Below are 13,043 nucleotides of genomic sequence, written 5' to 3'. Positions count from 1 at the left end.
AGCAACAAAATTTCCTTACTTTTGTACACTCAATAGTAACCTAGGGCATACATTCCTAGAAGAAGCATTTTTGAAATATGTTAGACAAATTACAAGCGATAAAAGAAAGATGGGAAGAAGTGGAAGCTGAATTAAGCAACCCTGATACCATGCAAGATATGAAACGTTTTGCCAGATTAAATAAAGAATACAAAGATTTGGGCAAGATTGTGGATCAGTACCATATTTATAGAAATATGGTCAGTAATATCGACACCAATAAGGACATCATCATGAACGAAAAGGATCAAGAGCTTCGTGAGATGGCCAAGGAGGAGTTGGATCTTTTATATGTCGCCAAAGAAGAGAAAGAAGAAGAGATTCGTCTGATGCTGATTCCGAAGGATCCTGAAGACGCGAAAAACGCCATTATCGAAATTCGTGGTGGATCGGGCGGTGATGAAGCAGCTTTATTTGCTGGTGACCTCTATCGCATGTACACACGTTATTTCGAGACCAAAGGCTGGCGTAATGAAGTCATGGATGTTACCGAAGGAACTTCTGGCGGTTACAAGGAGGTGATATTAAAGGTAATCGGTGAAGACGTTTATGGACAATTGAAATACGAATCAGGTGTACACCGCGTGCAACGCGTTCCAGATACTGAAACGCAAGGCCGGGTACATACATCCGCAGCTTCGGTAGCAGTTCTTCCCGAGGCGGAAGAAGTGGATGTTGAAATCAATCCCGGTGACATTGAATTACAGACATCCCGCTCGGGAGGTGCCGGTGGACAGAACGTCAATAAGGTAGAAACAAAAGTACAATTAACGCATAAACCGACGGGTATCGTCGTTGTTTGTCAGGTCGAACGTTCCCAATTAGCCAACCGTGAGTTAGCTATGGAGATGTTGCGTAACAAACTTTACGAGCTCGAGTTGAACAAAAAGAACGGCGACATCGCCGCAAAAAGAAAAACATTGGTATCAACAGGAGACCGTTCGGCAAAGATTCGTACCTATAATTACCCACAAGGTCGAGTTACCGAGCACCGTATCGGAATGACAATGTACAACTTACCGGCAATTATGGACGGTGATATTCAAGGAATTATCGATGCACTGCAATTTGCAGAGAATGCAGAGAAGATGAAAGACGGCCAAGTAGATTAGTTTTTTTTCAAAAAATCTTTGCAGATACGTAAACAAACGCTATATTTGCACACCTTCTGAGGAGAAGGGTTGAGGTCTGGTAGTTCAGCTGGTTAGAATACATGCCTGTCACGCATGGGGTCGCGGGTTCGAGTCCCGTCCAGACCGCTTCAAAAGAGAGAGAAATCTCTTATGTTCTTTAACAAAATAAGTTTTTAAGATTTTTAGGTCTGGTAGTTCAGCTGGTTAGAATACATGCCTGTCACGCATGGGGTCGCGGGTTCGAGTCCCGTCCAGACCGCCAAAAATTATTAAAAACAATCTTTAAGATTTTAGGTCTGGTAGTTCAGCTGGTTAGAATACATGCCTGTCACGCATGGGGTCGCGGGTTCGAGTCCCGTCCAGACCGCTAAAATTTTAAAAACACATTGTTGGTCTGGTAGTTCAGCTGGTTAGAATACATGCCTGTCACGCATGGGGTCGCGGGTTCGAGTCCCGTCCAGACCGCCAACAAAAAAAAAAGCATCATTTATCATTAAATGATGCTTTTTTTTGCTTTGATAAGCCAAATCCCACTTTTTTTAATTCATATTGACGGGCGTCCACAGGGTCGTTTTACTCCGCTATAACCATAAATTCAGCACCCGAAGCATAATCATCGCCCCGTTGTGAGTTAAGTCCTGTAAAACGGATATACCGTCCCTTAACAGGCTTCTCAAATCGAACAGTTTTTAGTTTTTTATTTCTTTCAAAAGATCCCGACATCACCTCTTCCCAATTCTTGCCATCCTTGCTTACTTGAATCTTGTAATCCTTAATATCACCATTCGGTCCATCCTGTCTTGGCAGGAAAGTGAACCCTTTAATTGTTTTGATACGCGCTGCGTCAAAATCAACCCAATGCGGGTATTGAGCTACCGTCACCGAATACATCGTGTGCCAGATCGAAGATGGGTCTCCATCCAATAGGTTTTTAGCATCACCTTCACCAGTTTCCTGACTTGAAGCAAAGACAACTTCCATTGGAATGGTCTCGATTTTTGTGTATTGTTGTGTTACCTTTAATTTCTCATTATGCTGATACCAAGCGGTTACGGTACCACCGGTCCGTAAATCAAAAGGAGCTTTATAGACACGTGGTTTTGCGTTGTTCAAACTGTACAATACAGGCTCACTTTTATTTCCTGCTAGCATCGAAACTTCACCATTGGAACTTCTCACGATTGATATTGGCGCATCTCCTGCAGTCGCTACCTGAACCTTCTCCTTCATATCATTGTTCTGAACCGGACGGATAATAAAGCCTATTGCAGTTGGTACTGCTTTCACACGATCTTTGTCCAACGGTGGCCCTTGTCCGCAGCTATTGCCACCCAATCCGGTTACCGCGGCATCAAGATGCACGTGGACGCCCGAACTCTTTGGCAATTGGGAAGGATGTGGTGCAAACGTCAATTCAAGCTCACTATAGTCCAAAGCCGAGGTCGCTAAATGCTCTTTCGCAACAAAAACAACTCCCTGTCCATTATCATTTGTCAATGCTGTCCAGCGCACATCTTCATTGTTGCTCATATTTTGCGGATTGGGCCACGGTATGAACTGATCTTTTACGGTGCTTTTGTGCATTTCAATAAATTGAGCAGTCTTCCGGTCAGCATAATTGTTGATCGGTCCCCGGCCATAATAACTATAGTTGCTGTATTCAGCAGGCAGTTGCAAAGAATAGCCCAGTCGCGCTAAGACCACACTCGCATTATTGGATGTAATACTCGAAGACAATTCAATGGAGCCATCCTTATAGATTGTCCAGATCTGATTGCTTGTAAATTTAAAGTCGTCCTTACCAAAAGGTTTGTCTTTATGTTCTCTAAGGGTGTAGGTTCCCGAAGTTCCGCCCAGCAAAGACGCACCGTAAGGGGCTTGCGACTCAACCGTAAACGCCAATACAATCGTTCCATCTTTCTTGGTATAGCTGTTTGAAGACAAAACCTTATGTTGCAGATTATGCAATCCTTTTTCAAACCATTGCTGGTAAGCCCAGTTATCATTGTCAACCGGAGCACGCAGGGCATCCAATTGAGGACCTTCGCCATCACGGATAATTTGTTTGCCTGCATAAACTAGATTGTAAATCGAGCCTGTCTTATTATCAAACTTAGCCGTAAACTGATCTCCCTTCACCACTTGTAAATCGCCTTCTTTGGAAAGCACCGGAGCTCCTCCTTTTGCAACAGATGAAATCAGCGGTTTATTTTCAGCAGCTTTGACGAAAAGCTGTTCCTCCATCTGGACAAAACCTTTTGTTGCCCATGGCCTATCTTCATGGAGTATAAATTGCACTTTCATAAAATATTCCGATCCAGCATCTAACTTCGCGTAATTTATCGGCAATAAAAGCTGCTTGCGTTGGCGCGCCTTGGGCAAATCCGCTGTACTGATAGTGCCTTTGCTATTTGTTACTTCTACACCGTCTTTGAATAACGACCATTTTACCAGATAATCGGATAGGTCCTTAAAATAATTTTTATTAAATAGTTCGATTTTACCCTGCCGCATATCAACAGCCTTTACACCTGCATTTTGGTACACTTTTTTCACCTCATAATACTGCGGTTTAGGTTTCATATCGGCAAAGATCAATCCGTTGTTGACAAAGGTTCCATCATTGGGTTTATCTCCAAAATCACCACCATACGCCAGAAAGCGTTCTCCGGTCTTTTTATCGTAATAATACATGGCCTGATCGATCCAATCCCAAATGGCGCCGCCCATAAAGAAATTTGTCGATTCGATGGCTTCCCAATAATCAATCAAGTTACCAACAGCATTCCCCATGGAATGTGCATATTCTGAGATATGGAAAGGATATTTCAATTTATAGGTACCTTTTACAGCACCTCTGACCCAGTCAATTGACGGATATTGGTTGGACCCCATATCTACGATTGCATTGTTACGCTCGTATTGAACAGGTCTTGATGTATCAATTTTCTTGATGGCCTGATAGGCTGCCACAAAGTTATCGCCAGGACCAGCTTCGTTTCCTAAAGACCAGATGACGACAGCCGGATGATTAATGGTCGAATGCACCATTTCGATATTACGGGCCACATGTGCATTCTTCCATTCAGGAACATGCGAAAGCGATTCTTTGCCATAATAATACTCATGACTTTCGATATTGGCTTCATCCTCCAAGTAAATCCCATATTTATCGCATAGGTAATACCAATACGCAGGTTCCGGATAATGCGAATTACGAACGTGGTTGATATTGGCTCTTTTCATCAATTTCACCTCAGCTTCCATTTGTTCTCTTGTCACCACTTTACCATGCTCAGGATTGGTCTCGTGCCGGTTGACACCTTTTAGTTTGACGGTTTTGCCGTTGATGTAATAATAACGGCCCGCTAGCCCAAATTCATCATCTGCCGCTTCGGTATCTTTGATCTCAACTTTTCTAAATCCGACATAGGTGGAAATAGTTTCAACCGTATTGTTTTTCTTATCCTTCAATTCAGCCACCAAAGTATACCGATACGGTAACTCTGCCGACCATTTATTCGGATTCTTCACATTCAATGTCGTGGCTACGCTATTAGAAGCCTGACTGCCCAACGCAGGAACAACTGCCGATGCTTCAGTTTGGTCTACAAGCGTATTTTCGTCACTATACAATTTATTTTTATAGAGTGAATATAGCACTTTATAGCCCTCAGCCTGCTTACTGCTGAGATTTCGTATCGTACTGGTAATTTTCAAGGAACCATTTTCATAGTTGCTATCCAAATCTGGAATAGCCGCCAGATCACGGATCTGCACTTTTGGCACAGAAGTCAGGGAAACGCCGCGAAATATACCGGGCAGTCTAAACATATCCTGATCTTCCAAAAAGGAAGCATCAGAACTACGGTAAACTTCAACAGCCAACACATTTTCAGCACCCTTTTTTAAATAAGGTGAGATATTGAAAGACGCAACGTTTCTTGAATTTTTCGAAAAACCGACATATTTACCATTGATCCATAGGTAGAAAAAAGAATCCACACCATCAAAATTGATAAATACCTCCCGACCGTCCCAATCGGCAGGGACTGTAAAATTGCGTCGGTAAGATCCAACTTCATTACGATAAACATAGGTCGTCCAATCCTCTGCAGGCGTACGCATTACCCCACCTTTCCAATCACCGACCTCTACCTGATGATGAAAGATAACACGCTGATTGGTATAAATAGGAACGCCATACTTTAAGCTTCCATCCTTTTGTATACCATAAATATTCCAGCTCATGGGCACAGGCACCGATTCCCAGCTACCAACATTATAGGTAGGATGATAAAAATCCTTTGGCCGCTCCTCCGGAGTCTTCACCCAGTTGAATTTCCAGGATCCATTGAGCGAAATCCAATAGTTACTGTGTTCGGGAAGTACTTTTCTTGCGCTTTGCACGTTTTTAAAAGAATAGAACGAAGCATGTGGCAGTTCTTTATTCAGTGATAATAATTGAGGCGATTCCCATTCATTCCCTTTTGGAGACGGTGAAGTGCCATACTGAAAACCGTCGATAGCGGATGTGGTTGTCTGCCCTATCGTGAAACTTGGGTTCAGAGATAGCAAGGAGGCTAGAATCGTTGAAAAAATAACAGATTTTCTTAACATAATGTCGTTGAACAATTTAGACTAGGAAACCAAATGTAACTTCATTTTATAGTAATAACAAGCAGATGATGAAAGCACTCGATTGCGAAACTTTTTCGATACAATCAAAGCTCGTTTCGCTCACTTTCGTGTGCTTCATCATTCGAGGAAAGTTCTTCTGGCAGATAAGATGCAAAGGAAAAAACAACATTAAAAAAAGATCCCCAGGAAAACTTGCAGCGCTGAGAAATAGATTGCACTATCCCAATAAAAAACAAATGCTTTCGGTTATCAGGAATAAGCAGTATTTTTGGGTAGATTTCGCTTTAAACAAATAAAAGTTTGCGTTTGAAATTATTTCGAATAATTTTATTTTTCAAAGGGTTACAATTTAAGCATTAAGGTATTAATAGGTGAGTAAATTCAGTAAATCAGTCCTGCTAGAAAATGATGAGCAAATCATTGAAGGCATCAAAGACGGCAACAGCTTGGCGATAGATGCTATCTATAAGCGTTACTATCCGTCTATAAGCCATATGATCTTGCAAAATAATGGAAGGGAGGATGAAGCGAAAGATATCTTTCAAGAAGCTGTCATTGTGCTCTACGATAAAGTTTCCAAAGGGAACTTTGAGCTCAGCAGCAAACTTAAAACATATCTTTACTCGATTTGCAGAAGGCTTTGGCTTAAGCAACTCAATCGTGCTGGTTTTGGCAACAGTGACATTCGCGGTTATGAAGATTCCTTATTTGAGGAAGAAGATCTACAACAGCATCAAGAACTTGAAAAAAAGTTCGACCAAATGGAGCTTGCCTTAGAGAAAATGGGAGAACCCTGTAAGACAATCTTACACGACTTCTATATCTTAAACCATTCGATGCAGGATATCTGTGAAAAATTTGGTTATACCAATACAGATAATGCCAAGACTCAGAAGTATAAATGCCTGCAACGGCTGAAAAAAATATTTTTTTCAACAGATTAAAATTTGAGTAACACCATGGGAACAATGAATCAAAAAGAATTTTTCGAATTAGCAGATCAATATCTTCGCGGCGAATTATCGGCCGAGGAACAAGCTGCATTTGAATCTTTCTGTGCTGAACACCCGTCCTATGCTGCCCAATTACAACAACACCGCGAATTTGTTGCCCATATGAAAGAAACTAGCCATCGTCTAGATTTCAAAAATGCATTGGCACAATCAGCAAAAGAATACCATAAATCCCAAAGTAAAACGACCAAGGTCGTTCCCATGAAGCAATCAACGGTGATTTCACTTTGGGAACGTATCAAAGCCAGTTCTTTGGTAGCTGCAGTAGTCGCGGTATTTGCAGTGTTTGGCACATTATGGTTGAGCGGTTATTACAGCAACCTCGAAAAGGCATCTTCCGATTACAGTGCATTGCGTAGAGACATGAACAATGTCAAAAAGAACGTCAATGCTCATAATGCTGCAATCAAAGATATCAACGACAAAAAATCAGTGAAAGGTACTGAGAGCCAATTTGGCGCAACAGGCTTTATGTTGACAACAGATGGTTATGTTGTCACTAATTACCACGTTGTTAGTGGTGCCGATTCGATTTATTTGCAAAATAATAAAGGCGAATCGTATAAAGCGCAAATCGTACATACCGATCCAAGCAAAGACTTGGCAATTTTGTACATCGCTGATAAGAACTTTAAGAAAGTTAAAAGCTTACCTTACACATTCAAAACATCAACTTCAGATCTTGGTGAAGATATTTATACCATCGGCTTTCCCCGAGATGAAGCCGTATATGGTCAGGGATATCTAAGTTCATCAACAGGTTATGCCGGTGATACCATCGCTTATCAGATTTCCGTACCTGTCAATCCAGGTAACAGTGGCGGTCCGGTATTGGATAGCAGAGGTAATGTGATTGGTATTATTTCTGGAAAACAACGTGGCATAGATGGTGCCGCCTTTGCAATCAAAACGAAATCAATCTTGAATGCTTTAGCGGACATTCCAACGGATTCTTTGGTTACGGGTCTTAAGATCAACAAAAAGAACAGTTTGGCAGGTTTACCAAGAACAGAACAAATCAAGAAAATGCAAGACTATATTTATATGGTCAAAGTTTATTAAGACCGGCATCTTTTAGCAACATAAAAAAGCAACGTTTTCCCGACGTTGCTTTTTTTGTACTCTGATCTTTAGCTAATTTCTCTTCCTTTGACCTCACATACCACTTCCGACTTACCGGACTGTTATAATGCAATGGAGGCTTTTGGACAACAGAACAAAATTACTATAAGTTTGGCTGCGGCGTAGTCCGCAAATACGGTTTAATTTCTTTAAATCCTTTTGGGAATTTAGCTGGAATATCTTCCGTTTTAATCGCAGGGACAACAATAACATCCTCCCCATGCTTCCAATCAGCAGGCGTAGCCACTTGGTAATCTGCCGTTAGCTGCAACGAATCAATAACACGTAAAATCTCATCAAAATTACGACCCGTTGAGGCTGGATAAGTCAACGTCAATTTGATTTTTTTGTCAGGCCCTATAATGAATACCGAACGCACCGTAGTTGTTGCAGAAGCATTCGGATGGATCATATCGTATAATTCGGATACATGATGATCTTCATCGGCTATAACCGGGAAATTCACTTCTGTATTTTGCGTCTCATTAATATCCTTGATCCAGTTTAAATGATCGTTTACATTATCTACACTCAGCGCAATGGCTTTTACACCCCTTTTGTCAAATTCAGATTTTAACTTTGCTGTGCGCCCCAACTCTGTGGTACATACCGGTGTATAATCTGACGGATGCGAAAAGAAAACGACCCAGCTATCTTTAATATAATCGTGAAAGTCTATTTCACCAATGGTTGTTTGCGCTTTAAAATTTGGCGCTTCATCTCCTAATCTTAAACTCATAATCTTATTTTTTAAATGTGTTTACATTATATAGTCTACAAATATAGTAGATTAAATTTAGCAAACAAGTAATTCTTCATTTTTTTAAATTAATATGAAAAAACTAAGGTCATCTCATCCACCGTTTAAATATGCAAAAGCACAAAAGTTAATCGCGTAATTACTATGCTTGCATAATATATATTTTGTATATTTGGGTATGGCTTTACATTGAGCTTCTAAACTAATCATGTGTTAGGAAAAACTTTTTGAGATCAAACCTTATTAGATAGCTAGTTATCGGCTTGGTAACTGATAAACCAAAAATAGGAATACCATGAATTTTGAATTAAGCGAAGAACATAAAATGATCCGCGATGCAGCGCGGGAATTTGCCCAGGAATTAAAGGCTGGAGTAATAGAACGCGATGAATCCGCTAAATTTCCTACCGATTTTGTCAAACAGATGGGCGAACTTGGATTTATGGGCATCATGACACCGGAAATTTATGGCGGTGCGGGTATGGATACGTTAGCCTACGTTCTCGTACTGGAAGAAATTGCCAAAATTGACGCCTCTGCGGCCGTTATTGTCTCCGCTCACAATTCTCTCGTATTATATGGACTTAATGCTTTTGGGACGAAAGAACAGAAACAGAAATACCTGATTCCTTTAGCAAAGGGGGAAAAACTTGGTGCATTTGCGCTATCCGAACCCGAAGCCGGTTCTGACGCCTCGTCACAACATACAACTGCAGAAGATAAAGGGGATCATTATTTACTAAATGGCACAAAAAACTGGATCACTAATGGGGGGCATGCCGATATCTATCTTGTCATTGCACAGACACATCCTGAAAAAGGCCATAAAGGAATCAATGTTTTAATCGTTGAAAAAGGACTGCCTGGATTTACCATTGGCCCTAAAGAAAACAAATTGGGCATCCGCAGTTCAGATACTCACTCGCTCCTATTTTCCGATGTTAAGATTCCCAAAGAAAATCGTATTGGAGAAGATGGTTTCGGTTTTAAATTTGCCATGAAAACGCTGGATGGCGGGCGTATAGGTATCGCTGCGCAGGCCTTGGGAATAGCTGCTGGCGCTTATAATCTTGCTTTGGCCTACGCAAAAGAGCGTAAGACCTTTGGAAAGCCAATATCGGAACATCAAGCTATTCAATTTAAATTGGCCGATATGGAGGTCGAGATTGAGGCCGCTCGGCTTTTGACATATAAAGCTGCCTGGACTAAAGATCAAGGACTTCCCTACGGTAAAGAAGCAGCTATGGCCAAATTACATGCGTCTGAAGTTGCCATGAAACACACAGTAGAAGCTGTACAGATCCACGGTGGCTATGGTTACGTAAAAGAATATCATGTCGAAAGGTTAATGCGTGATGCAAAGATCACCCAAATCTATGAAGGTACCTCCGAAATTCAACGCCTGGTTATTGCCCGAGAAATCTTGCGGTAGCATTCCGTTAAAAATCCCTTAATAAACGGGAGCCGCCAGTTTAATAACTGACAGCTCCCGTTTATTTTCTCTGCTAAGCGCAGTATCGTTCATATCACAACTCGAAGTTCCTATAGCACTTCAATACTACATGAACTTAGCAGACAGTTCGCTGCTCTAGTCTATAGTTTTCAATTTATTATCGATCATCGCTAGATACTGGTAATCTTGAAAAGCAAAGCTGGCTGTTTGGGCCATAGCTAGATTCAGAATGAGCTTTGCTTTACGAAGTAAGTTTTCCTGGCTACCATCCGTAGCATTCAACCCATCAAATAATAGCGTCAGCGCCAGTGGATGTAATTGTTGCGCATCCAGGTCATTTTTTGCATAAGCTGTGAGCTCAGCTTCGGAAATACTCAAATAAAAACTCCGATCCCTTTCAAAAAACTTCTGATAGGCTTCGGCAAACTGGGCCGGATCTTCAGGCTCAGCAAACGCATCGTAACCGTCAATCCATATCCGCAGAAATTTCCCGATGTCCTCCACCCAGCGTACCATCAAATCTCTTTTAAAACTTATTCCCATCGTATAGATCTATTATCGAATCTGACCGTTTCCACGGACAATCCATTTCTCTGTAACCAACTTTTCTAATGCAAATGGCCCCCGTGCATGTAATTTCTGAGTAGAAATCCCTATTTCAGCCCCAAGTCCAAATTCTCCGCCATCTGTAAAACGTGTCGACGCATTGCAATACACCGCAGCGGCATCCACAGTATTTAAAAACTGTTCAATATAAAGTTCATTAGAAGAGACAATACACTCCGAATGCTTGGAAGAATATGTTCCAATATGTTCCAGCGCTTCATCCAAACCGTCAACGGTTTTTACCGAACATTTCAAATCTAAAAATTCCTTTCCAAAATCCGCCTCTTCTGCTCGCTTTAAATTTGAAAAATTTTCATGTTTTAGTACCTGATAGGCAATAGCATCAGCAAAGACTTCAACTTGAGCCTCTTCGAGATACGGAGCCAGTTTAACTAAAAATTCCGTTACAACATCCTTATCGACCAAAACTGTATCCAAGGAGTTACAGACAGAAGGTCTAGAAATTTTAGCATTCGCGACAATCTTCGCTGCCATATCCAAATCTGCGGTACAGTCGACGTACGTATGGCATACTCCTGCCCCTGTCTCAATCACAGGTACCTTGGCGTTTTCCCGCACAAAATTGATCAATGACTGCGACCCACGTGGGATGATAATATCCACATAAGACGTCGCCTCCAGCAATTCTGAAACGTGCTTTCTGTCCACAGGCAACAGTTGTACAATATCCTTCGTAATACCTTGTTCGTTCAAAATTCCATGGATTACGGTTAATAAAGCTTGATTGGTATATTGGGCATCGGAACCGCCACGCAGCAAACAAACATTACCCGATTGAATACATAAAGCAGCAACGTCAATAGTAACGTTGGGCCGCGATTCATAGATTACCCCAACAACTCCAAGCGGAACAGTGATCTTTTCTATTTCCAATCCATTGGGTAGCACCTTTTTTAATAAGAGCTGGTTTGTTGGATCCGCTAACTGTGCAATCTGCTTCACACTATCAGACAAACTTCTTAGACGATCACCGTTGAGCAAGAGACGGTCTTTTTTGGGATCTTCATCAGACATGCGGTCCAGATCACTTTTATTGGCCTGTAATATAACCGACTCCTGTTCGACAAGAGCATCTGCAATAGCATTTAAAAGCGTTATTTTGGTTTCAGGTGCTAGCTTCTGCAATACATTTTTTGCGTTGGCCGCTGCCTGAAGTTGTTCTACAATGGATTCACTCATAACAATACGATATCATTTGCGTGTGCAATTTCTATATTTTTTTTACTGGATTGGGACAAAGCGGATGAATCCATTTTCGCCCGGGCAACGGCCACGGTTAAGCCTTCTAGATTGACAATATTTAACACTTCTCCCTTTTCAAAATGCTCGACGATTCGTGTAACACCGACAGCCAGAAGACTCTTGTGCTTTAATAACGCTTCCTCTGCTCCGCGGTCAACCATCAATTCTCCTTTAATTAAACTCCCGCTCGCAAGCCACTTCTTACGGGATGATATTTTCTTGCTTTCAGGTAGGCACAAGGTACCAGTCTCATGTTTCACTGCTTTCTGAATGGCATCCTCAGTTTGCATGCTAAAAATCACAACAGCAATCCCCATCTGATTGGCTAATCGGGCAAAATTCAATTTTGACGTCATTCCACCCAGTCCCACCGACGATTTGTCCTTCCTTGCCAATCCCAGGATGTCCCTGTCGATTGTTTCAATTTGCGGTATAATCTTGTTGTTTGTATCTAATACTCCTGGGACAGAAGTACTGAATAATAGTTTTTCGGCACCAAAGCCAACAGCAATCAAGGTTGCCAGCTCATCATTGTCTGAAAACTTTAGTTCTTTATTGCTCACCACATCATTTTCATTTGCGATTGGAATAACATTATTCTTCCACAATTCCTCGTATGTATTTTTCAATTGCAGAAATTGATCCCGATTGGAAAAATGATGTCGTTCACATAAGCTTTGCGCCAAAGAAATTTTGAAGGGTCGGAAATAAGTTGAATATGTATTGATCAGTATGGGGTTTCCAATTGCAGCGGCAGCCTTACGTTCTGATAATGTCCCCGTATAATTGGGCAAAAAACGTTTACCGGCAGCGACAGCCCCAGAAGACACCAAGACAATATTGTATTTCTTTTGTAAAGAAGCAATTTGCCTAGCGATCTCCAAAACAATACGTTCATCAACTTCTCCCTCTTTCGTGGTAATAGAAGCCGATCCGAATTTGACAACAAGAATTGGCTTTTTCATTTTCAAGTATGCTTTAGTTTAGATTTGAGCACTAATTTACTGAGAAGA

9 protein-coding genes and 4 tRNA genes are annotated in these 13,043 nt (G+C 41.3%); 8 read left to right on the top strand and 5 right to left on the bottom strand.

Annotation, left to right across the window (positions count from 1 at the left end):
- The first annotated feature begins 77 nt into the window (after positions 1–77).
- The 5 genes from prfA (at position 78) to J2X77_RS20805 (ending at position 1,640) form a co-directional block, all read left to right on the top strand.
- Positions 78–1,151: a peptide chain release factor 1 gene (gene prfA, locus J2X77_RS20825; protein ID WP_209578736.1), complete on the top strand. Its 1,074-nt coding sequence runs from the start codon at positions 78–80 to the stop codon at positions 1,149–1,151.
- A 73-nt stretch (positions 1,152–1,224) separates the two neighbouring features.
- Positions 1,225–1,298 (top strand) — tRNA-Asp (locus J2X77_RS20820).
- A 59-nt stretch (positions 1,299–1,357) separates the two neighbouring features.
- Positions 1,358–1,434, top strand: a tRNA-Asp gene (locus tag J2X77_RS20815).
- A gap of 31 nt (positions 1,435–1,465) precedes the next feature.
- Positions 1,466–1,539, top strand: a tRNA-Asp gene (locus J2X77_RS20810).
- A gap of 24 nt (positions 1,540–1,563) precedes the next feature.
- Positions 1,564–1,640 (top strand) — tRNA-Asp (locus J2X77_RS20805).
- Positions 1,641–1,745: 105 nt separating this feature from the next.
- Here the strand turns inward: J2X77_RS20805 and J2X77_RS20800 are convergent.
- Complete coding sequence (locus tag J2X77_RS20800; RefSeq protein WP_310082314.1) at positions 1,746–5,792, bottom strand: glycoside hydrolase family 2 TIM barrel-domain containing protein; 4,047 nt, start codon at positions 5,790–5,792, stop codon at positions 1,746–1,748.
- Positions 5,793–6,184: 392 nt separating this feature from the next.
- Here J2X77_RS20800 and J2X77_RS20795 point away from each other — a divergent pair, with 392 nt between their 5' ends.
- Complete coding sequence (locus J2X77_RS20795) at positions 6,185–6,757, top strand: RNA polymerase sigma factor (RefSeq protein WP_209578738.1); 573 nt, start codon at positions 6,185–6,187, stop codon at positions 6,755–6,757.
- A gap of 24 nt (positions 6,758–6,781) precedes the next feature.
- Entirely contained in the window at positions 6,782–7,888 is a 1,107-nt protein-coding gene (locus J2X77_RS20790) for a serine protease (protein ID WP_293879483.1), read from the top strand.
- Between the two features lie 163 nt (positions 7,889–8,051).
- Here J2X77_RS20790 and J2X77_RS20785 read toward each other — a convergent pair whose 3' ends face one another.
- Positions 8,052–8,687, bottom strand: a complete 636-nt coding sequence (locus J2X77_RS20785) for a peroxiredoxin (RefSeq protein WP_209578740.1) — start codon at positions 8,685–8,687, stop codon at positions 8,052–8,054.
- Positions 8,688–9,003: 316 nt separating this feature from the next.
- Here J2X77_RS20785 and J2X77_RS20780 point away from each other — a divergent pair, with 316 nt between their 5' ends.
- On the top strand, positions 9,004–10,140 hold the full coding sequence (locus J2X77_RS20780) for an acyl-CoA dehydrogenase (protein WP_310082312.1): 1,137 nt from the start codon (positions 9,004–9,006) through the stop codon (positions 10,138–10,140).
- A gap of 156 nt (positions 10,141–10,296) precedes the next feature.
- Here the strand turns inward: J2X77_RS20780 and J2X77_RS20775 are convergent, their stop codons facing one another.
- From J2X77_RS20775 to proB, 3 genes are read right to left on the bottom strand one after another with little or no spacing between them, the layout of a single operon-like run.
- A complete protein-coding gene (locus tag J2X77_RS20775; RefSeq protein WP_209578742.1) occupies positions 10,297–10,704 on the bottom strand; it encodes a hypothetical protein in 408 nt (135 codons plus the stop codon).
- Between the two features lie 12 nt (positions 10,705–10,716).
- Complete coding sequence (locus tag J2X77_RS20770) at positions 10,717–11,967, bottom strand: glutamate-5-semialdehyde dehydrogenase (RefSeq protein WP_310082309.1); 1,251 nt, start codon at positions 11,965–11,967, stop codon at positions 10,717–10,719.
- Complete coding sequence (gene proB / locus J2X77_RS20765; RefSeq protein ID WP_209578744.1) at positions 11,964–12,995, bottom strand: glutamate 5-kinase; 1,032 nt, start codon at positions 12,993–12,995, stop codon at positions 11,964–11,966. The genes J2X77_RS20770 and proB overlap by 4 nt, the downstream gene beginning before the upstream one ends.
- Positions 12,996–13,043: the final 48 nt, after the last annotated feature.

Origin of the sequence: Sphingobacterium sp. 2149 (assembly GCF_031455655.1) — a bacterium.
Classification (GTDB): domain Bacteria; phylum Bacteroidota; class Bacteroidia; order Sphingobacteriales; family Sphingobacteriaceae; genus Sphingobacterium.
Note: the sequence above shows the minus strand (reverse complement) of the source record. Positions and strands in the feature narration are given on the sequence as shown.